At 52.4% G+C, this 20,282-nt stretch carries 20 protein-coding genes; 6 read left to right on the plus strand and 14 right to left on the minus strand.

The window, feature by feature from the left end:
- Positions 1-97: 97 nt before the first annotated feature.
- From DESAC_RS00920 to DESAC_RS00975, 13 genes are all read right to left on the minus strand, one after another.
- Positions 98-862 carry an SPOR domain-containing protein gene (locus tag DESAC_RS00920; protein ID WP_013705196.1) on the minus strand — a complete coding sequence of 255 codons (765 nt, stop codon included), beginning with the start codon at positions 860-862 and terminating at the stop codon, positions 98-100.
- Positions 863-1,046: 184 nt separating this feature from the next.
- Complete coding sequence (locus DESAC_RS00925) at positions 1,047-2,627, minus strand: 4Fe-4S binding protein (RefSeq protein ID WP_013705197.1); 1,581 nt, start codon at positions 2,625-2,627, stop codon at positions 1,047-1,049.
- Positions 2,628-2,729: 102 nt separating this feature from the next.
- A complete protein-coding gene (locus DESAC_RS00930; protein WP_013705198.1) occupies positions 2,730-3,650 on the minus strand; it encodes a DUF362 domain-containing protein in 921 nt (306 codons plus the stop codon).
- Positions 3,651-3,853: 203 nt separating this feature from the next.
- Complete coding sequence (moaA, locus tag DESAC_RS00935) at positions 3,854-4,846, minus strand: GTP 3',8-cyclase MoaA (RefSeq protein WP_013705199.1); 993 nt, start codon at positions 4,844-4,846, stop codon at positions 3,854-3,856.
- Positions 4,847-4,897: 51 nt separating this feature from the next.
- Positions 4,898-5,383, minus strand: a complete 486-nt coding sequence (locus DESAC_RS00940; protein ID WP_041283719.1) for an autotransporter outer membrane beta-barrel domain-containing protein — start codon at positions 5,381-5,383, stop codon at positions 4,898-4,900.
- A 207-nt stretch (positions 5,384-5,590) separates the two neighbouring features.
- A complete protein-coding gene (locus DESAC_RS16895; protein WP_013705200.1) occupies positions 5,591-5,701 on the minus strand; it encodes an AAA family ATPase in 111 nt (36 codons plus the stop codon).
- Between the two features lie 42 nt (positions 5,702-5,743).
- Complete coding sequence (locus tag DESAC_RS00945; protein ID WP_013705201.1) at positions 5,744-6,058, minus strand: HigA family addiction module antitoxin; 315 nt, start codon at positions 6,056-6,058, stop codon at positions 5,744-5,746.
- Between the two features lie 9 nt (positions 6,059-6,067).
- Entirely contained in the window at positions 6,068-6,349 is a 282-nt protein-coding gene (locus DESAC_RS00950; protein ID WP_013705202.1) for a type II toxin-antitoxin system RelE/ParE family toxin, read from the minus strand.
- A gap of 387 nt (positions 6,350-6,736) precedes the next feature.
- A complete protein-coding gene (locus DESAC_RS00955) occupies positions 6,737-7,075 on the minus strand; it encodes an ATP-binding protein (protein ID WP_052301863.1) in 339 nt (112 codons plus the stop codon).
- Positions 7,076-7,521: 446 nt separating this feature from the next.
- Positions 7,522-7,647: a hypothetical protein gene (locus DESAC_RS16715; protein ID WP_258164923.1), complete on the minus strand. Its 126-nt coding sequence runs from the start codon at positions 7,645-7,647 to the stop codon at positions 7,522-7,524.
- Between the two features lie 115 nt (positions 7,648-7,762).
- Positions 7,763-10,198 (minus strand): glycosyltransferase, encoded by a 2,436-nt coding sequence (locus tag DESAC_RS00965; RefSeq protein ID WP_013705204.1) that lies wholly within the window; start codon positions 10,196-10,198, stop codon positions 7,763-7,765.
- A 128-nt stretch (positions 10,199-10,326) separates the two neighbouring features.
- A complete protein-coding gene (locus DESAC_RS00970; RefSeq protein WP_013705205.1) occupies positions 10,327-11,025 on the minus strand; it encodes a phosphatidylserine decarboxylase in 699 nt (232 codons plus the stop codon).
- Positions 11,007-11,735 carry a class I SAM-dependent methyltransferase gene (locus tag DESAC_RS00975; RefSeq protein WP_013705206.1) on the minus strand — a complete coding sequence of 243 codons (729 nt, stop codon included), beginning with the start codon at positions 11,733-11,735 and terminating at the stop codon, positions 11,007-11,009. The genes DESAC_RS00970 and DESAC_RS00975 overlap by 19 nt, the downstream gene beginning before the upstream one ends.
- 321 nt (positions 11,736-12,056) lie before the next feature.
- On the opposite strand from DESAC_RS00975, the gene DESAC_RS00980 reads away from it, so the two are divergent.
- From DESAC_RS00980 to DESAC_RS00990, 3 genes are all read left to right on the plus strand, one after another.
- Positions 12,057-13,949, plus strand: coding sequence for a bifunctional lysophospholipid acyltransferase family protein/GNAT family N-acetyltransferase (locus DESAC_RS00980; RefSeq protein ID WP_169311482.1), 1,893 nt, complete (start codon positions 12,057-12,059; stop codon positions 13,947-13,949).
- 142 nt (positions 13,950-14,091) lie between these two features.
- Positions 14,092-14,355: a DUF5132 domain-containing protein gene (locus tag DESAC_RS00985; RefSeq protein ID WP_013705208.1), complete on the plus strand. Its 264-nt coding sequence runs from the start codon at positions 14,092-14,094 to the stop codon at positions 14,353-14,355.
- A gap of 21 nt (positions 14,356-14,376) precedes the next feature.
- Positions 14,377-14,967 carry an HMA2 domain-containing protein gene (locus DESAC_RS00990; RefSeq protein WP_013705209.1) on the plus strand — a complete coding sequence of 197 codons (591 nt, stop codon included), beginning with the start codon at positions 14,377-14,379 and terminating at the stop codon, positions 14,965-14,967.
- 151 nt (positions 14,968-15,118) lie between these two features.
- Here DESAC_RS00990 and DESAC_RS00995 read toward each other — a convergent pair whose 3' ends face one another.
- Positions 15,119-15,505 carry an HMA2 domain-containing protein gene (locus DESAC_RS00995; protein ID WP_148231156.1) on the minus strand — a complete coding sequence of 129 codons (387 nt, stop codon included), beginning with the start codon at positions 15,503-15,505 and terminating at the stop codon, positions 15,119-15,121.
- A 462-nt stretch (positions 15,506-15,967) separates the two neighbouring features.
- Between DESAC_RS00995 and DESAC_RS01000 the strand changes: the two genes are divergently transcribed.
- The 3 genes from DESAC_RS01000 (at position 15,968) to DESAC_RS01010 (ending at position 20,269) form a co-directional block, all read left to right on the plus strand.
- Positions 15,968-16,258 carry an HMA2 domain-containing protein gene (locus DESAC_RS01000; protein WP_013705211.1) on the plus strand — a complete coding sequence of 97 codons (291 nt, stop codon included), beginning with the start codon at positions 15,968-15,970 and terminating at the stop codon, positions 16,256-16,258.
- A 122-nt stretch (positions 16,259-16,380) separates the two neighbouring features.
- The gene (locus tag DESAC_RS01005; RefSeq protein WP_013705212.1) at positions 16,381-17,106 is read left to right on the plus strand and encodes a hypothetical protein; all 726 of its coding nucleotides are present in this window, start codon (positions 16,381-16,383) and stop codon (positions 17,104-17,106) included.
- Positions 17,107-17,212: 106 nt separating this feature from the next.
- The gene (locus DESAC_RS01010) at positions 17,213-20,269 is read left to right on the plus strand and encodes a cation-translocating P-type ATPase (RefSeq protein ID WP_308726337.1); all 3,057 of its coding nucleotides are present in this window, start codon (positions 17,213-17,215) and stop codon (positions 20,267-20,269) included.
- The last annotated feature ends 13 nt before the right edge of the window (positions 20,270-20,282 follow it).

Here is a 20,282-nt window from a genome sequence, read left to right on the forward strand (position 1 = left end):
AACTATCAAGAGGTGCCACCTTTGTCAAGAAAAATGGACAGACACATTTTCCTCTGAAAGATATGTCTGCCTATGGTCTGATCATTAAAGAATTTTATTAATCGGCACTAGGGCACTCAAATACGAGGCCATTTTCCGTTTCCTTTGCATTAGGACACCATTTGTCAAGAATGACCAGATACGATGAATCGCGCACTATCTCCCGGATTTTTGGCAGGGCCTTTTCGGCCTCTTCGCGGGAGGGATAACGTAACACGGTGCGGTACATACCCTGGCGTCGATAGATGGCGACGTCACCGAATCCCTGGATTTTGGCCCGTTTGACCTCATGCCTGGCCTCATCCAGGGTCTTATCGGCGCCGATAACAATGCCAGCAGTCCCGGTTTTCAATGGCTCGGATTGCTGCACTTTTGCCAGAGCCAGCTCGGCGCGCTTTTGGATCTGCTCTTGGGGAGCGGCCTTTAGTTTATTGAGCATTTTAAGCGCCATCTCTTTGATCTCTTTGTCCCCTTCAATGGTAATGATCTGTTCCAGAGAAGATATGGAGGCCTCGGAGGCGTCGAGAGCGGCGATGCGAACGGCGATGTCTTTATAGCCCAAGTTATACATGATATAGATAGCCACCTGTTGCTGGCGCTGGTCGGCATCCTGTTTGAGATACGGGAAAAATTTTTCCATGGCTAGCAGTTTATTCACTTCCCGCTCGCGCTCTTGAAATATGGTATTGAGAGAGATAGTCAAAACGGGGATGAAGATGATAGAGACGATGGAGGCAATTTTATTTATCAGATTCCACCAATCTCGATGTGGACTATGCTTATCTTGCGCGGCATCATCAGGTCTATTGGTTGCGTCAGACATCTCATCCCTCCTCTATTGTTTCGGCAAAGATTGATCTAAGTTTGCATCAGGAGAGTTATCAAGAAACTGGCGAATTGTATGAAACCAAAGGCAAAACGGCGGTCGGCGAATTGTAGTGATTTGTATGCGATAATGTGGTCTCATGACAAGATAAGCAGTGTTAGGGACTTGCGGAGGGCCACTATTATATCTCCATCCGTAGCGACCGTTTCACCCGGATGGCGGCGTCGCCTCCCACCGGGCATTTGTTCTCACAGATGCCGCAGCCGATACATTGGTCGGGGTTGACCCGCGGCAATTTGACCGGCATCCTTTTGCCATTCAGGTCTTGGACCTCGCCCTCGTGAAAGGTAATGGCCTTGGGGGCGGTGGGGCAGTGTTCTTCACAGACCAGGCAGTCCCGGCCTTCGGTATAGGGAATACACCGGGCCGGGTTGATGAAGGCGGTACCCATCGGACTTGCCTGCTTGACTTCGAGGGGCATAAGAGGAATGGCGCCGGTGGGGCAGACCTGGGAGCATAGATGGCAGGCATATTCGCAGTAGCCCAACCTGGGGACTAAACGAGAGGTATAAAGGCCTTCCAGTCCGGCTTCCCACCAGAGCGGTTGCAGACCGCCAGTGGGACAGACCTTAAAACACTGGCCGCAGCGGATGCAGCGGGAGAGGAACTCCATCTCGGAGGCGACGCCCGGAGGCCGGATGAGATACTCATCCGGTTGCGGCGCCGCAGATCTGAGCCGTAGCAGGGGCATGGCCACAACACCGGCGGCCACCGCAGTTACTACCTGCCGCCGTCCCAGATCCAAAGCCGGCCTGGCCACTCCCCCCCCGAATTTAAAAGCAACCCGGCCTTTTTGACACTGCTCCAGACAGGACATACACAACTGACACTCGGCCGTCTGGTGTGCAGGAACCGCATCGCCGCTAATAGCGCCCATTTTGCAAATCATCTGGCAGTCGCCGCAGTCGGGGCAGAGTTTATACGGCCGCCGCCGTAGCCAGGAAAACCTGGCCGCCAATCCGTACAAGGCGCCTAAAGGACAGAGCGCCCGGCACCAGAAACGCCGGTCCAGCCGCTCCAGGGCCACTATAGCGGCAAAACAGGCGAAGGTGAAGAGGGGAAGCAGCATAACCTGGCTGCGGAAAGGCAGGATAGTATCTTTGAGAAATTGATAGACCGGTTCGCTTACCCACGTAAAGGGAGTACCCCAGTCATAGAGTTGACCAAAGAATCCTTCCAGGCCATAGGCCAGTGCCGGGTAGAAGAATAAGGCCAGAGTCCGGTAGAGGAGTGACAGGGGATCGAATAACCCCACCAGATTAACAGACAAAAAGGCCCCGGCCAGGAGGAAGAACAGGAAATAATACTTAAACCGCCGCAGCCGCAGGGCATAGCCGGTGTCGGGACGGGAACTGTAGAGCAGTCGTCGGCAGCCGTCCAGGGTGGTTCCGAGGGGGCAGATCCAGCCGCAGAAAAACCGTCCCAATACGAAGGTCAAGCCCACCAGGAGGAGGGACCAGAGCAGACCCCGGATCAAAGGACTGCGGGTCAAAACGTGGGCTGCCAGAATCAGGGGGTCGAACCGAAAAAAGAGGTCCACCGGCCAGTGGAGAATTTCCTGCCCGGAGTAAGTTGCCTGGAGAAAGAGCCAACAGAAGAACAGCCAGAAGAAGATTTGGCTGAGACGGCGGGCCAGCACCCATCCCCGCCAGGGAGCGGGTTGGCTGGCCCCGGGAGCAAAGGATTGCGTATTATTTTCCATGATCTTAGATCAGACAGAAACGGGCCGACGCCGCCAGGGAGCGAACCTGTCTTAAAAAGTAATCCACTTTGAGGCAGCCGGTTGAGATTGTTGGCTTTCCATCTAAACGGTCGCCATCTTAATGGCATTGAGGTCCATTTCACCCAGACCCAGCTCATAAGCTTTGGTGATATAGCCGATGTCTTTTGGCTCCATACCAAAGAGGGTAGTCCCATAGGCGTCGATAGCCACGGGGTCAACCCCGGCAAAGAGGAGGTTTTTCACCTGGACATATTCCGCCTTGCCGCCTGATGGTCCGCCCTGAGTCATAATGCGGGTGGCGTCCAAGATATGCAAATCAGGTCTCAGGATGAGATTCATATCGGCGATATTCTGGTGCAGGCCGACGTGGATGCGACCGCGCCAGCCGCCGATGGCGCCCATCATGTTCTTCATGGCCATAGTGAGGCGGGCCTCGGAATGGTGTTTGGCGATAGGGATATTGATAAAACAGTCGGCCTGCAGAATATCTTTATAAAAAGACCAGCGCTTCAGGGATCGAGCCTTGGGGATATCCATTTCGACAAATTTGCGTTGGTCTACAAATTCGACCACTGCGCGGCTATCTTTGATGTCCTCCACTGCGGCCTTGATGCCGCTGTTGACATAGCTCCGCCGGGCGTCGTGACAGGTGTTGTCTAAAACTTTTACCTGCTTGGCGCCGGATTCCAGGCAGAGTTCCACTACCTTGCGCACCACGATGGGGTTGGAGTTGGCGCCCATTTCCGGCGGCCGATCCCAGGCCATATTCGGTTTGACAACCACCATATCATTGGGATTGACAAATTTTTTCATCCCACCCAACGCTTGAATGGCGTCTCCTACCAGGTGGGCGTAGTTGGTTCCACTGGTTTTGACAATCAACGGCTCCGGTCGGCCTTCCGGGGCCATGGCCAGCAGTTCCCGGGGAAAGGTGAAAACTTGGCCGACGCCTGCGGCCAATCCGAGGGCGGCGACTCTTTTTAAAAACTCCCGGCGATCCATAGCAATCCTCATAAATTTGGGTTAGCCTTGGGGTTGGAACAGGCTGGCCGCCTGTTCGCAGGTACACCGGCTGGAAGCCGGCAGCACCGTTAATCCTGCCTTAGGTCCTTTTTTCATCTTTTCTATGTGGACCGAGGGCTCATCTGGAACTCTTGATATACTGTAATCTTGAGTCCAAGGGTTTTCAAGTTTTTTATGGGGGGTTAGCCGCCGATGCTGGTCATACTGCGGCGGCAGGGAGTAAGAAAGTCTCTATCCATATGGTGCTGGACCGGTTTTATCCGCACGGCTTGACGGATAAGTTCTTGGAGGGTGTCATCGTCGGCCCCGGCCCGCAATGGCGCCTTCAGGTCTATTTCCGCGTCACCAAGCAGGCAGGGGCGGAGACGGCCGTCGGCGGTGAGGCGCAGGCGATTGCATAGGTGGCAGAAATGATGGCTCAGAGGGCTGATCAGGCCGATTTCGCCCGGAGCTCCGGGATATCGGAAGCGTTGCGCCGGGCCGGCGTTGGCCTCGGAGGGAATTTCTTCCAATTGACCCAGTTGCAGTAGTTGCAGGCGCATATCATCGGCTGAAACATAATAATCCTGGCGCCAGCGGGAGAGTTGCCCGATCGGCATGAATTCTATAAAGCGGATATGCCAGGGATATTCGAGAGAAAGGCGGGCAAAATCCAATATCTCATCATCATTGAGCCCTCGCAAGACCACGCAGTTTATTTTAATGGGTGAAAATCCAAGAGCTTGGACAGTCTGGATGCCTTCCCAGACCCTGGACAGGAGATCGCTGCCGGTGATGCGGGCGAAACGTTGGCGCTGGAGACTGTCCAGGCTGATGTTTAAACGGCGCAACCCACTCTGCCAGAGTCCGGCGGCTTTCTCGGCCAACAACACCCCATTGGTAGTAAGACAGATTTCTGGTGAATCAGGGAGTTGGATAAGCGAAGCTAAGAAGTTTTCCACCCCCAGGCGGATTAAAGGCTCTCCGCCGGTTACCCGGATTTTATTAAAACCCAGCCGCAGGCTCAGGCGGGATAGGTGCAGCAGTTCTTCGTAACGCAGGATATCGGCGTGGGGCAGTTTGATCAGGTCCTGCACCGGGGAGCAATAGAAACAACGCAGGTTGCAGCGATCGGTGATAGAAAGGCGCAGGTAGGTGATCTGACGATGGCATTCGTCTCGCAAGGATAATTCCATGAAAAGGCATTTAATTATGTTTCTTATGATATAGGCAATGAAGGTGGGTTGTCAAGAACAGTTATATGAAAACGGTGGGCGGTGAGCGGTGAGCAGAAAAAGCATTATTGGGAGCAGCCGCCACTTCAGGCCGATATTGGCTCCCATGTTGGAGCTGTGGTCGCGGCCCACTTCGGCGGTGTAGCCCACGTTGGCCACCAGGTTCCGGGTGACCTTGGCCGGGATATTCAGGCTAATCAGGGCAAAATCCTGGCCGATTTTAACGGTCTGGAAGTTGATGATGCTGCCGCCCGCCGCCAGGCTGGCACTGAGGCCCCGGGTGTTGTTGGAGAACTCGTGTTGCCAGGTCACCGAGAGCTGCGGCTTCACGGCGAGGTTTCCGAGCCTGGCCTTGTAGGAGACCCGCATCCCGAGGCCGGTTTGCACGGAATCCGCGCTCTGGCTGTCCACCTTGAGGCCCAGGGCGTTGGCGTTGCTTTCGGTGAAGCCCCCCACCGTCTGGGTGGCATATTGCAGGGAGACCACGGGGCCGACCACGGTGCGGCAGGGTGCACGCCCGCTTCGGTAGCAATCTCATTCACCGTCTTCAAGCTCTTCACCACCTCTAAGGCTATTTTGGCCTTAAAAGAAGCATCATACCTTTTCCGCATCATAATTTTCTTCCCCTACCAAACTTCTCATATTCACGTCTTCACTTCGTCCTGGTTCTAAAAGCTTAACACGCTGTCCGAAATCTGGGGGGAATTATATTTTTCCAGTGTTGTTCTCGCCAATAAGCACGCACATTTCGTCAATTTTGATTTCAAGGTCTTCTATTCCACGAAAATTCTTGATCCTGATTTGTTTGATCAACATGGGGTATCCGTCTCCTTGCTTGACCTACAAATTTCTAGCGCCTTACGGCCGCAGATCGTTATCTGATTTTGCTTTGGTTTTATGCACTGGGATTTTTTGCAGGGCGTCGCCTATTTCCTGCGCCGCCAGGCGAAGCTCATAATTCTTTTGCAGGTTCATCCAGATATCCGGCCCCGTGCCGAACCACCGGCCCAGCCGCAAGGCCGTATCGCCCGAAATTCCCCGCTTGCCGCGGATGATTTCGGTAATCCGGTTTGTCGGCACGCCCAGCTCCTTCGCCATTTCGTTCGCGCTCATGCCGAGCGCCTTCAGCTCGTCCGCCAGATGTTCCCCTGGGTGTATGATCATTCGCGCCATATCTGCCTCCTAATGGTAATCCACAATTTCCACGATAAGCGGTCCCGGTGAGCCTTCCGGCCATTCAAAACACACCCGCCATTGATCGTTGATCCGGATGCTATACTGCCCCGTGCGACCCCCTTTGAGTCCCTCAAGCCGATTGCCGGGGGTGTTCAGCGCCATCAGCCGGTCAGCCGCATGAAGACGCTCCAGCCGCAGCATGGCTTGCCGCTCGATGCTGTGAAACGCCTTGACCCGTTCCCCTTCGAAAAAGGCTCGCGTCCGCTTGTCTCGGAAACTCAGGATCATTCATCACCTTGCAAATTTATACGTTATACGTCCAGCGTAATAATGTCAAGCTAATTCGTTTTTGAAAGGCTTTGACGGCCTTCTTTTGCCGCCCTGCCCTCCCTTTCCTTGCGTTCCCTCGACTCCGGACTCCGGCTTAGCATGGCCGGGGCAGCCCGTTTTCAAGCCCCGTGGCTTGGCCCGCATTTCGGATGATTAGTCATAGTTAAGGGGTATTGAGATTATAAAACCCAGGATTCATGCGAGTTTTATGTTTCTGGGGGGGGTTGATTTTGGCTAAAATGCATAGGCATGCGCATTCCAATCATTTCGGCTAGCGAATCCAATCCAAAGCGGCCACCTTGAGGGAAAACGTTGCTGGATATCTTATGATAAAAAAGTGGCTGATTAGGTCAAGGATGAAGTAATTTTTCTCATAGAACCTCCTTCTAATTCTAAGCGATAAGAGTCATAGACCAGACGGTCCAGGATAGCATCGGCGATGGTGTCGTCCTTGAACTGTTCATGCCAGGCTGCTACGGGCAACTGGCTGGTCAGCAGGGTGGAGCGGCGACGGTAGCGATCCTCCAGCAGATCCAGGACCAGGCGGGATTGTTCCGGAGTTAGGGGGTCTCGCAGCCAGTCATCGACTACCAGGAGATGACGTTTGGCCAAGGTGGCCACCAAGGCCGGATAAGAGCCATCAGCTTTGGCCAGGCTGAGTTTGGTGATAATCTCCGGAAACATATTGATATCCATAGATTGTATTAATAAATATATTTTTTAGACGACAACAGGAAGTTGTCGCAGGGGAAGGATTGGGGCCAAAGGGGGATGGCAGGTTTGCGGTCTGATGCGGTCAGGAAGAAATGGCTTGTCAAGATATTACCAGTTCCAAGGTTGTTGTCCGAGATTAAGAAGGAACTGGCTTCGACGAGCGCTTTATACTCACGGAGAATCTGCTGCGGGTGAGGACTTCTCTCATGTGGAAAAATGGTGCCACGTATATCTTGCCATCTCCAAAAGTTATCGTTTCTATATTAAAAATGCCAGGTACGATAAGGTAATTGGAACTTTATGTTTTTTGCAAAAGTCCCGGATGATAGCGCTGGAGGATCGTTGGCCTGTCTTACTTGGGAACCTGAGAGGCGATGGAAGAATTCAAAGAAGTCATTATTCTAGAAGAGGGCCGGTTAAACACGACTGTGGCGAAGATTGCAAAGACACTGGCGCAGGAGGGAGAAGACCGACAGAAAAACCGCCGTAAGATCCAGGGGCTGAAACAGAATTGTCAGCAGCCGCCACGGTTCTGTTTTCATATTTCGTTGTGATCACCAGAACGTGCCAATTTATTTGTTCGGCCGGCTCATGGCAGAATTACCTCAGGCCGAAAGTCGGTGAGTGAGGACGTTGGCCGGAGGCTTTACCCTCTGGTCAAGCACACAATCTCTCGGCCTCCTCCCGGTAGAGCTGCCAGGTGGCATTGAAAGCGTGTTTAAAAGAGCGGTTTTCAATATAAACCCTGGCTTCCTTCCCCATCCGCTGCATCTTCTTAGGATCAGCAATGAGCCTCAGGATTGCTTCGGCAAAGGCGGCCTCGTCATCCCCCCTGACTACTAATCCGGTCTTGCCGGGAACGATGTTCTCCTGGGGACCGCCGGCATCCGTAACGATGACCGGAAGACCCGAGGCCTGGGCCTCCAACACCACATTGCCGAAGGTATCGGTAGTGCTGGGAAAGAGGAAGAGATCGCAGGAGGCATATACTGACGCCAGCTCTTCGCCATCTAAGTAGCCGGTAAAAAGGCAAGGGGTGCCGCTCAGAGAAAGCTGCATCTCTTCGAAGTAAGGTCCGTCGCCTACCACGATAAGGTGTACCTCGGGTCGGACCTGAATAACTCTTTTAAAGGCCCGCACCAACACCTGTAGATTTTTTTCCTTTGAAATCCTCCCAACATACAATAGCTTGAGACCTTTTTGCAGATGATAGCGGGTTTCCAGCAGGCCGTCCCGTTTACGCGGATGAAACCGCTGGAGATCAACCCCCCGAGGAAAGGTGCAGATTTTTTCGGCGCTGATCCCGCGTTCGGCCAATTCCGCCGCAGTGCTAACCGAAGGTGAATAGATGTTCTGCATCTGGTTATAAAACCAGAGAATATACCGCCACATGAGGTCTTCGACAGAGCTGTCCTCCGTGAGATAGTGGGCATATTGTGGCAGGGAGGTGTGGTAGGTGCCATCGATGGGCAGGTCTAAAATCCGGGCAATGAGCAGAGCTGCCAATCCCATTGGGCCAGGGGTAGCCGCCAGCACTCTGGTAAATTTTTGATCATAGCAGTAATTTAAGATTTCCAGGAGGGGAGGATGAAACAGCTTCTGTTCCTGGTACTCCGGCAGATCCCAGACCGCCAGGGGAGTAAAGTTTTGGACACAGCGGCTGTTCTCATGTCCAGTGACGTCGCAGGTGATGACCGTATACGGCTTGTGGCTGAGTTGAGCCTCGTTGGCCTGTTTTTGCAGGGTCAGGGCGACGCCGTTGATTTCGTAATAGGTATCGCTGAAATGGGCTATCTTGGTCTGTGGCTGATCTTTCCCGGAAATCCTCATGTCCATGAAACGTGCGAGAATCTCTTCGCTAAGATGCCGGTCCTGGGCAAAGGAGTTGAAGGCCGCAACATAGGGCAGCAGGAGCAGATAGATGATTCCGATGACTGTAAGCGATTGGAAAAGATCGATAAAATGAGCACCCCGCACACCCTCATCAAGACGCTGATTAAATTTTATCAAGATTTTATCGGAGAGTTCTTTGACAAAAGCAAACCATTGCTTCTCGTCAGAATGCGCGGCCGATTGTATCTGGCGGAAAATCTTTTTTAATACGGGTTCGTTTTGAATAAATTTCTGGATTTCATCCTTTACCAGCTCGAGGAAGGAAAAACTCGGATGCTTCCCATTCCCGTTAGCCCCTTTTTTCAAGAAAAAAGACAGACTAAAAAGGTTGAACCGGGAGCGCTTGGGAGCAGCGGCATTTCTCAGGGCCTTATCCAAAAAACCGATAAAAGTATCATACCTGGAATGATCATGAAGGCCAAGTTTGTGGGCGTAAAATTGATAGGCGATGCTATAGATGTTGTGGGCCAGGGTCTGTGGACTGGATGCCCTCCCGATAATCCTGGCCTGGCGATTTTGCAGGCCGGTGAAGAAATCCTTGAGATTAGCGGCATGTGGCACTTCGGTATGAATGCGGCAGATGGTCAGGGAGCTGTGATCATCCGAACCGCCGGTAAAATTTTTTCGCCACGGTTCTGAAAACCCGGGAATGATGCCATGCTTGTCAATAAGCTGCTCATAACATTTCGGCGTCAGATGAGAAAGGATGCGCCGCAAAGTGAGATTGAGCTGTTCATCCCTGCTGCCGTTGATTTCAAAGGTTTTAAATAATAATAAGAGCTTTTCAAAATGATCGAGACTGAGGCGGCCGTTTACCGACCAGAGCGGATGAGCCAGGCTGTGGGCAATTTTTTCCTGCTGGAGATAGGCGACCAGCGACGAAACGTTTTCCCGCAGTTTTTGGATTTCACCATGCCTTGATTGATCGATATCATAGACCAAGACATGAATCTTACAGCCGTCTTCCGGGAAATAACTAGTGACTTCCTCGCTGATAAACGTATCGGGCAGATGCGCAATCTCCAGACATCCGTTTATGTTATTGTGGTCCGTAATGGTAATCCAATCCATGCCCCTTTGCTTGGCAATACGATAGAGTTGCTGCGGCTCGGTATAACACTCATGACAACCGAGTTTTTGCAGCACCCATTGGGAGGGGCGGGTGGAATATTTAGAGTGAACGTGGAGATCGATCTTCATGAGCATACTCCTGAGGGATTGAGACTGTCTAATGCCAAGTTTCGTAGCATACAACCGGTTAAGTCTACAGCTAATGAGTATTTCAACATCATTTCAGCAAAAACAGAAACCGGATACTGTCGGGTGCCTCAAGCAATCAAGATTGACTCCCCGGCTCGCACCTTGTCTCCGGGTTTCACCTGCAGACGCATTCCCGGTAGCCAGGTAAGAACTAAATCTACCTGGGAACCGATGCGGATCATGCCGAAGATGTCGCCTTTATTCAGTCTCTGCCCGGGGCTGACATAACTATCAATGCCGTTCACGCTGCCGCCGGCGATTTGGACGATGTAGCCGGTAAGATCGGCATTTTTAAAAAAACTGCGGAACTTGGTCACCGTCCGTTCATTGGTAAAAATATGGGTGCTGTTGGCATACAGCGGCTGGCGGCCGAGGAGTGTCCTTAGATGCATCCACCCCATATGCCGGTTGGCCCCCTGGGCCGGATAATGACGGATAAATTCAATTTCCCCGGCGAGCGGCATCCGGTTGTAGTGTACGTTAAGCGGACTCATAAATACGCCAATCAATACCTTGGGAGTCCTGAGGTCATTTTTGGTAATGTCGTTGATGCTGAGTTCAACCCCTGCTTTGACGGCCACGATCTTTTCCTGAGGCAGTACCTGTTTAACGTAAACCACGGTCCCGTCGGCCGGGCTGACGATGACGTCCTTCGTTGGGATGTCCCTCTCCGGATTCCGGAAAAACCAGAAGTAGCGCCAGAATACATACCCCCCTACCGCCAGTGCGACAATTATTCCTAACAGGATCAAAAGACCTGCTTCCATGCATTCGCCTTACGAACCCGCACCAGGGCCACACCGGAAGCAAAGGGGAAGTCGATGACCTCAAAGAATTCCTTGTAAGCCTTGATTGTGCTTAACCACTTCTTAACCCCGGAATGCTGGAGCATCTCTCTGATATAAATATTGGAATCGTGCAGCAGGATGTAAGAATTTCTTTTCGATCGCTCCAATACTTTGATGAAATCATATTTTACGTCCTTATAGGAGTGATTGCCGTCGATAAAGGCCAGATCAATAGGCGGCAGCTCCATAACTTCGAATAGCGGAAAGAATTCATCGCTGCGCATCTTGTAATGTCTGACAATATGATCTACATCAAATCGGCGAAAGTGCGCCTTAACTTCCTGCGCGTTATCCCAAAATCCCCGGCCGCCAATTGTCTTAAAGGGACCATTTTTTAATAACGAATATGAAGGATCAATAAAACTCAGATTACCTTTGCCATTGTCCTTGATGCCAAGAGCAAAACATACCACGCTAAAACCATACCCGGAGCCGATGACCAAAGTGTGTTGCGGTCGTAGCGACCGCACCAGGCCATAATAGAGAAATCCGAACCCGAGATTCAAACTCTTGGCGTCTTCATGATGGCCGTAGGGCTTGGCATAATAGAAGATCTCCCGCAATAAGTCCGGCTGCAGGCTGAAGCCTTCATTCTCGCCCACAATTTCCTTCTTAACAGTAAGCGCCATAATATGCCTTTCACCATTTCTAATTCAATATGAATTTAAATTAAAACTACAATATAAAAATAGTATTTATAATTAATAATAGTTGTAATAAATTTTCAAGAGGATAATGTTTTATTTGTGTTAAGTTTATTAGTTCACTATTAACAATTATTAATAACAATAAACAAATACTACCTGTTTGCGAAACTAACAGTAAATGAGTATCGATTGGTAAGTTACTGTACAGCTCTTTAAAGCGTATAGAATAGCAATCAAATTTTTTCTGCTGGAGCCGAAAGTTGATAACTGAACGCCGACAAGATAATGAACGGGGAAATAACAGTGGATGCTCACAGTGATTATATTCGATCACCTGGCCTGATCCTTGATTTTAGCAGACATAAATATCTCAAATGGCTCAATGTGCTGCGCAACCCTTTGGAAAGAATCATCTGTCTCAGACAGGTCAATCGCGTTTTGACGCAGGCAGCGGCGTCGACGGATGAATGGTCTTTCTTATCGCACCTTCTGAATTCATTGAACGTCCACTGTGAATTCTCAGAAACGGAGATCCCACGGATTTCCAGCCGGGGGGCGCTGGTGGTTGTGGCAAATCATCCCTTTGGAGGGTTGGAGGGGGTCATCCTGGCAGATCTGTTGGGGAAAGTTCGTCGAGATGTCAAGATCATGGCCAATTATCTCTTGCAGCCTGTGACCGTGCTGCAGAATCTGTTTATTTATGTGGATCCCTTCGGCACTAAGCGATCTGTACACGCCAATCTCTCCGGTCTCCGAGAGGTCCTGGCCTGGCTGAAACAGGGAGGGGTTGTGGGGGTCTTTCCGGCCGGGATGGTATCCCACTTGAGCTGGCCAAAACTCAAGGTTACCGATCCGGCCTGGAACCGGAATGTGGCTCGCCTGATCAAAAGAAGCCGGGCAGATGTCCTGCCGGTTTTTTTTGACGGCCACAACAGTCCTCTGTTTCAATGTCTGGGGCTGGTGCACCCGCAGTTGCGGACGGCGCTGTTGCCGAGAGAGTTTCTAAACAAAAAAGATAAGGTCATCCGAGTTAAGATCGGCCAGGCGATAGCCCATGAGAGATTATCGACCCTGGGGGATGACGATAAGATCATGGCCTACCTGCGCCTGCGTACTTATATGTTACGGGAAAGCATATCGGCTGGGGATGGCAGAGCCGGTCGGTTTCATCTGACCAGGCCATTTAGGAAAACCTTGCCCGAAGCAATTATTCCCAGCCCGGAAGCGGCAACGATAGTTCGGGAGGTTAAGGCACTGCCCTCCTCTCAGATCCTGGTCCACAGCCGTCCGTATCTGGTCGGCTATGGTTATGCGCCGCAGATTCCCAACCTGCTGCAAGAGATCGGCCGTCTGCGGGAAGTAACCTTTCGGCAGGTCCGGGAGGGAACCGGCAAGTCCATAGACCTGGACCGGTTTGACGCCCATTATCTTCATCTGTTCCTCTGGGAACAGGAGAGACAGGAGGTGATCGGGGCCTACCGACTGGGGCCGACAGACCGGATAATCAGCGGCTTAGGTGGCCGCGGTTTGTATACTGCCACTTTATTTGATTACCACCAGCGATTTTTGGCCGAGATCAATCCGGGGTTGGAGTTGGGCCGCTCGTTCGTACGGCTGGAGTATCAGAAGAATTATCAAGCCTTGCTGCTCTTGTGGAAAGGGATTGCCCAGTTCGTCGTGCGCCATCCCCATTACCGCCTGTTGTTCGGCCCGGTATCAATCAGCAATGAGTATCATGATTTCTCCCAGGGATTGTTGGCCACCTGGTTAAGTATGCACACTTTCCTTCCTGAACTGGCCCGCTTCGTCAAACCCAAGACACCTCTCATCTTTAAAAAATACCGGGAGCAGGACCTGCGGTTGGCCCTCGCCGGTACGCAGAAGGTGGAAGAACTCTCGGAATTGTTGGCCGATGTCGATCCAGGCCGCCACGGAGTCCCCATCCTCTTGAAGCAGTATTTAAAATTGGGGGGGAAGCTGTTAGGCTTCAACCGCGACCCCAACTTCAGCCAGGTCCTGGACGGTTTGATATTGGTTGACCTGACCCTAACACCTCCCCAAGTCTTGCAGCGCTACATGGGTAAGGCAGGTCTGGCGGAATTTTCGGCTTACCATAATTTAGGCGTCGACCACCACCCTTCTAGCCCGACAAAATTCGCTGATCCGCCTTTCAGCATGTCAGCGGTTCATCCCTAACAAAAACCTAACAAGATACTAACCTTACAGAAATATAATTCCTATAATAAATATTAATTACAGTTACCTTAAACGGGGTCGATTAAAAAGAAGTCCCTCAGGTAGAAGTTAAACAGGAATAAAATTCATTGGATGGGTGGCTATGGATATCTTCAAAAATGTTTTTAAAGGATCACTCAGCAGTATCCTGGTCGTCGCCGGTGTAGCCTTAGTGGCGCCCATTGCCCTGCCGGTGGTAGCTTCCATGGCTCGACCGATTTTCAAAGGGATTATTAAAGGCGGCATGGCCCTGATGGATACCATGCAGGAATTTGTCGCCGAGACGGGCGAGCAGATTAGCGATCTGGTGGCAGAGGCCAAAGCGGAACGGGCTGCCGCCGCCAGTGCTGCCACCGATCGTAGCTGATGGCAAAGTGAGAGGCTAGTGATGAACATCAGGGTGGTTCACGCCCTTCCCGGTCGGGTACGTCTTAAGATCGCCCCAATGATACGCCATCCGGTCCTGGCTCGGGAGATTGAGGATCGGGTTAAAGGGGCGCCCGGTGTCACGGGCGTCGAGTGCAATCCGGTCACCGGCAGTCTGGTAATTCTCTATGAGCCGGCCACTAAGATGGCAAAGGATACCATACGCTCCCTGACGGAGGTCTTCAAAAGCATATCTCCGGAGTTGACCGGGAAACAGGTTGCAAACCTCTTGAAGCCAAGTCTGCCCCCCGAGTGTCCGGACGTCTCTCCTTATGCAGCCAGTATCACCCAGTTTTTTGGCGCTTTAAATGCAGGTGTGAGTAATATCCTGGGAGGTTTGGACCTAAAGGTCTTATTGCCGACCACACTCTTTGTTTTAGGCATAAACCGTATGATTGCCGAAAGAGCCACTCCACCGGCGTGGTATAATCTGCTATGGTTTTCTCTGGCAACCTTTATGCTGTTTCATCCCACCAAAACAAGTTCTTTAGAACAGGCAAGCGTCCTACATGAAACCATGGAAGGAATGGCGACACTGGAAATGGCCGAATGATTATCCCCCGCGGCCGCGGCGTTCACGGGCTTTCCCTAACTATCCGCAGAGTGTAAGCGGGATCGGAAGAACTTTTCTTAACAACATCTCTATGAACCGACGAGCTTTCCTGGTTCAGGGGAGCCAGTTTTTATTTCAGGCGTTTATGTTTTTAGATGATAGCGGTTACTAATCGGGTCAGGGCCGCTTCCATCATCGTCTGGGCTACTGAGGCGACAACTCTGTACGGCAGGGAACTAAAGCCATCTTGAGTGCTGGTAGCCTCCTGCCACCCGGGTGTTATCTGGCGGAGATAACCCGATTCCTGAAGAGCCCGCAGAATATGGTCTTGACCGGTTTCCTGAGGATTATAGTAGATCAGGACGCTGCCAGTTATGTGGTTGGCCTTAATTGATTCGATGCCCGGTTGCCATTGCACCTTTTTTTCCAGCTCCTCGGCTCTGATCGAAGAACCTTTGATCTCTGGGACCTTAATGCGGATGCGACCTGCTAGTGAATGGATATAGTCCGGGTGCATGTCCACCATTCCTCCGTTCATGTTTTATCCGTTATTACTTCATTATTATTCGTGAACGTTAATCCTCAATCTAGATTCTGTTTATATTGTGCTAGAGCGAATTTTTTTATGGAGGTTCGTTTTGCAGTCAAGTTAGAAATATTGTGTCATAGAGGTGGTCCTCCTTGAAGCTGTTTTTTTCAGGAAATGGTTTATGAAGTCTTGACAACATCGAATTATGAGAAATCTGTTTGTTTATGATGAGTATGCACCAAAGAGGTAAGGGAGGTGATATGTTAAGTGGTAGGCGACTACACGGGGGATTTCGTTCGTTTGGGTGTAATAGAGCCTGTTTCATAACCCTAAGTACTGATGCAGTAATCAATCCTGACCGGAAGGCTGGTCGATCAGATAACGAGCAGTGATCTAAAGAGTGTTTTTCGGACGGCTGGAGACATTTAAAGCTCTCTAGACAGTCGATCATCCTGGTGAGGCAAAGATACCATGGACTTAAACGGCATTCAGATTTCACATTTTATCCCAGGGCGGGTCAGGTTGAAATCTCTTCTGATTAAGGGCAATCTGAGCCTGGCGCAGAAAATCATGGAATTATTTTCGGCTATCCCAGGTATCAGAGAAGTGGAGGCAAATCATCTGACCGGCAGTCTGTTGGTGGTGTATGACGCCAAACAGTTGCGGACACCTGATTCTACCCACCAACTGGAGGAGGCTCTCAAGTTTTTGGCTCCGAACCTGGATCATGACAGGGTTGCCTGGCTATTGCAACGGCTTTGACAGTCTTCGAGTCGTGCTTATTCCCTTATCCTTTAGGAAACAGCAATGAGGTGTTTTTCTTATACATGCCTAATTCGATTGATACAGCCTCTCGCCAGAGCAGAGCGGGAAAGGAGAAAGCGATGAATCAGGAGGAAAAAATCCAGGGCTCCGGTCTCGGAGAGATGGTGCAGAACACCGGCGCCTTTGTCAAGGATGGGGTCGTCAACAGCCTCAAAGGGCTGAATGAAATCGAGAATCAAATCGTCACCGTGGCCAGGAATAGCGTTACTGATGCACTGCAAGCCGGCGGGGCGGTAGCCGGCAGCGTCATCGAGGTGAGCCGGGATGTGGTCAAAGGAGCTCTGAAGGCCACCGAAGAGGTGGGCTATGGACTCCTTATGACTACCAAGAACGCGGCAAAGGGCATTGTTTTAGGGATCGGCGACGTCGGTGGAGACGTCATTAACACCGCCGGTCAGGTAGCCCAAGGAGCCGTTAAAGGCGCCTCGGAAGTAGGCACTGATGTTGCTCTGGTAGCCCGTCGGACGGTTGACGGCGTTATCGAAGCGGTACAAGAAGTTGGCGGCAATGTCGGCGGTGCCGCTACGGCTGCGGTTAATGGCGCCATTGAGGCGGCCGGTTCGCTCGGCTCTGCCGCTACCAGAAACGTCACGGTCTTCCTGGTTGGAGTAGTCGATGGTGTCAAAGACGTGGTCAGCGCAGTCCTCCCCAAATCCTGGAGCACTTCCGAGGCTAACAGCGAAGAGCTGTCCGAGAGTCCTCAGTCAAAACCGAAAGTGGGAAGGGAGTCCGTCAAGTCGAAGGAGGTTTCGGCGCCGATGGGAAAGCCAACTGCGGTCTCTTAGCAGTTGGGGTTGCCTCAGGGTCATTGGCCAGCCCTCGTGCTGATTCGCCGTCAAACAGAGATTCTGCCTGTTGGGGCGAATCTTGTATTCGCCCCAAGCTGCTTATGTGTTTGTACAATACGTTATGATCCAGGTTGTCCACGCAGAAGTCCAGGGGAGAGTTCGATTTCATATTCCCGAACTCTACCGTTGTGAGTCCCTGAAAAAATTTCTTCAGGAAAGGCTGTCCCGGTATCGCGGGAATGGTATCTCTTCGTTTTCTCCCAATATTCTTACCGGCAACGCCCTTGTCTGTTTCAACACCGACAATAGCCCGGAAACCATCGGCCTCTTGTTGGAGCAGTGCCTCCGGGAATATCACGCCTCAACCGGATCACCGCAACCTGATCCAAAAACCGGGAAGTCGGTCATTGACCGGCAGGTTCAAGATGACTCTTTCCCTTCGCCCCCCACCGTGGGCCAGGGCGAACCGGTGCCTACGTTTGCCTCAGCCTGGAGAGAACAGGAAATAGCACCTTGGCATACGCTGGAGACCGAAGAGATCTTGGCCAGGTGGTCGGTTTCTCGGGAAACCGGCTTGGCTCAGGAAGTAGCGCAGGGAAACTACGAAAAATTCGGACCCAATGCTCTAAGCGAACCAGAGCCGCGTTCAGGTTGGGAGATCTTCATTAGCCAATTCAAATCACTCCCCGTGGCTTTGTTGAGTGCCGCCGCCGGCCTCGCCGTCATCTCCGGTGGGATTCTGGACGCCGTCCTGATCATGGGAGTGGTAGCGGTGAATGCGGGGATCGCCTATAAAACCGAAAGTGAGGCCGAAACCACCATCCAATCTCTGAAAAACCTGATACGGCCCACTGCCCAGGTTATCAGAAATGGCGATCTGCAGGAGATTGCCGTTGAGGGTGTGGTTCCGGGAGATTTATTGTCCCTTAAGCCCGGTACCTATATTGCGGCCGACAGCAGACTGGTGGAGGCCGATCGACTCAGCATCGATGAATCCGCCCTTACGGGTGAGAGTCTACCAGCCTTGAAGACAACCCAAGTCCTAAAGGCGGAAAATATCCCCTTAGGCGACCGGACCAATATGGTCTATCGAGGGGCTATGGTAACCGGCGGCCAAGGCCTGGCGCTAGTGGTGGCTACCGGCCGGTACACCGAAATTGGTAAGCTGCAGACCTTGGTGGAGGAGGCGGTTGCCCCGGAAACACCTTTGGAAAAACAGTTAGGGCGGGTAGGCGACGAACTGGTGCTGCTGTGTTGCGGCATCTGCGCTCTGGTCTGCGGCATCGGCCTGCTGCGGGGTTTTGCCCTGCTGCAAATGGCCAATACGGCCGTTTCGTTGGCTGCGGCCGCAGTGCCGGAAGGCCTGCCGACCGTCGCCACCACCACCCTGGCCCTGGGCGTCAAGAACATGGAAAAGCATCAGGTCCTCATCCGGCGGCTGGAGGCGGTGGAGACCCTAGGTTGCCTCCAGACCATCTGCCTGGATAAAACCGGTACAATTACCAAAAATGAGATGACCGTAGTCAGAATCTATGCTGGCGGACGCGTGTTCCAGTTTAACGAAGAGGATCTCCCTGCCGCGGTTCACCAAATTGCCTCGAATGGCCACGAGTTCGCCCAATTAATCCGAATGGCGGCATTGTGTAACGAAACTGAAATAGACCGGGCCGAGAATCGGTATGTGCTTTCGGGATCGGCCACCGAAAAGGCCCTGGTACAGTTGGCTATCGATCTTGGCATCGACGTCCTCGACCTGAGACGCCGCTATCCGCTCCTCCGGGTCAATCATCGGTCCGAACAGCGGCCTTTTATGACTACGTATCATGAAACGGCCACTGGCGACAAATTGATGGTTCTAAAAGGCAGCCCCCTGGATGTCCTGGCTATGTGTGATACCTACTTGAAAGAAGGCCAGCGACTGCCGCTGAACGTTCGGCAGCGACTGCAGATCGAAACTGAAAATGACCGCATGGCGGGCGACTCCCTGCGGGTGCTCGGGGTAGCGGTCTATCACGGAGAGATAAACGGCAATGGCCTGGATGCCGGAAACGATCGGATCGACCGAGGGTTCACCTGGCTGGGAGTCACCGGCATGGCTGATCCCATCCGGGAAGGGGTGCACCAACTGGTGTCAGATTTCCACCGGGCTGGCATCCGGACCGTGATGATCACCGGTGATCAGAGCCAGACTGCCTATGCCATCGGTAAAGAGCTTAATCTGAGTCAAGGTGAGCCTCTGGAGATTTTGGATTCCACCCACCTGGACGCCATGGCGCCCGAGACCATCAAGGCCCTGGCTCAGCGGGTGCACATCTTTGCCCGGGTCAGTCCAGCCCATAAGCTGCAGATCGTGCGCGCCTTGCAGAGTGCCGGGCAGGTAGTGGCCATGACCGGTGACGGCATCAACGATGGTCCTGCCCTCAAGGCCGCCGAAGTGGGTATTGCCATGGGACACTCCGGCACCGATATCGCCCGAGAAGTGGCTGACGTAGTTTTAAAAGAAGACAACCTGGAGGCCTTGGTCGTCGCCATCCAGGACGGCCGCACCTCCTACAACAACATCAAGAAATCGGTACATTTTTTTCTCTCTACCAATATCAGTGAGATCATGGTAACCTTTATGGCCTTGGCGGCAGGTTGGGGTACGCCCCTGAATACCATGCAGCTCCTCTGGATTAATCTGGTCTCGGATATCTTACCTGGGCTGGCCCTCACCATGGAGGCTCCCGAACCGTCCGTCCTGGAACGTCCGCCCCGGCCCACGGGCGAGCCTATCTTTTCTGGTGATGAGTACTGGAGTATAATGCGGGAATCTGCTACGCTCAGTGCCGCGGCCCTAAGTGCCTATGGCTACGGGCTGATGCGTTACGGTATCGGAGCGAGGGCCGGCGCACTGGCTTTCAACAGCCTCACTATCGCCCAACTCCTGCATGCCTTTAGCTGCCGTTCGGACCGGCAGAGCGTCTTCCGCGGAAACTTGCCGGCGAATCGATTCCTTACCCTGTCAGTCGGCGGCTCCATCCTCCTGCAGGTCTTGGCCATGTTCACCCCGGGATTGCGCAGCCTCCTTGGTATAGGTGCCATGAGTCTGACGGACGGCGTGGTTATCGCCGGTACATCTCTCATGCCTCTGATAATTAACGAATTAATCAAGAAATGAGACGTTGCCGGCA

The organism is Desulfobacca acetoxidans DSM 11109 (genome assembly GCF_000195295.1).
Lineage (GTDB): Bacteria > Desulfobacterota > Desulfobaccia > Desulfobaccales > Desulfobaccaceae > Desulfobacca > Desulfobacca acetoxidans.

Coding starts and splice junctions, on each gene's coding strand:
- DESAC_RS00920 (WP_013705196.1), bottom strand. CDS start 862: ATGTCTGACGCAACCAATAGACCTGATGATGCCGCGCAAGATAAGCAT.
- DESAC_RS00925 (WP_013705197.1), bottom strand. CDS start 2,627: ATGGAAAATAATACGCAATCCTTTGCTCCCGGGGCCAGCCAACCCGCT.
- DESAC_RS00930 (WP_013705198.1), bottom strand. CDS start 3,650: ATGGATCGCCGGGAGTTTTTAAAAAGAGTCGCCGCCCTCGGATTGGCC.
- moaA (WP_013705199.1), bottom strand. CDS start 4,846: ATGGAATTATCCTTGCGAGACGAATGCCATCGTCAGATCACCTACCTG.
- DESAC_RS16895 (WP_013705200.1), bottom strand. CDS start 5,701: ATGTTGATCAAACAAATCAGGATCAAGAATTTTCGTGGAATAGAAGAC.
- DESAC_RS00945 (WP_013705201.1), bottom strand. CDS start 6,058: ATGGCGCGAATGATCATACACCCAGGGGAACATCTGGCGGACGAGCTG.
- DESAC_RS00950 (WP_013705202.1), bottom strand. CDS start 6,349: ATGATCCTGAGTTTCCGAGACAAGCGGACGCGAGCCTTTTTCGAAGGG.
- DESAC_RS00955 (WP_052301863.1), bottom strand. CDS start 7,075: ATGTTTCCGGAGATTATCACCAAACTCAGCCTGGCCAAAGCTGATGGC.
- DESAC_RS16715 (WP_258164923.1), bottom strand. CDS start 7,647: ATGAAAACAGAACCGTGGCGGCTGCTGACAATTCTGTTTCAGCCCCTG.
- DESAC_RS00965 (WP_013705204.1), bottom strand. CDS start 10,198: ATGAAGATCGATCTCCACGTTCACTCTAAATATTCCACCCGCCCCTCC.
- DESAC_RS00970 (WP_013705205.1), bottom strand. CDS start 11,025: ATGGAAGCAGGTCTTTTGATCCTGTTAGGAATAATTGTCGCACTGGCG.
- DESAC_RS00975 (WP_013705206.1), bottom strand. CDS start 11,735: ATGGCGCTTACTGTTAAGAAGGAAATTGTGGGCGAGAATGAAGGCTTC.
- DESAC_RS00985 (WP_013705208.1), top strand. CDS start 14,092: ATGGATATCTTCAAAAATGTTTTTAAAGGATCACTCAGCAGTATCCTG.
- DESAC_RS00990 (WP_013705209.1), top strand. CDS start 14,377: ATGAACATCAGGGTGGTTCACGCCCTTCCCGGTCGGGTACGTCTTAAG.
- DESAC_RS00995 (WP_148231156.1), bottom strand. CDS start 15,505: ATGAACGGAGGAATGGTGGACATGCACCCGGACTATATCCATTCACTA.
- DESAC_RS01000 (WP_013705211.1), top strand. CDS start 15,968: ATGGACTTAAACGGCATTCAGATTTCACATTTTATCCCAGGGCGGGTC.
- DESAC_RS01005 (WP_013705212.1), top strand. CDS start 16,381: ATGAATCAGGAGGAAAAAATCCAGGGCTCCGGTCTCGGAGAGATGGTG.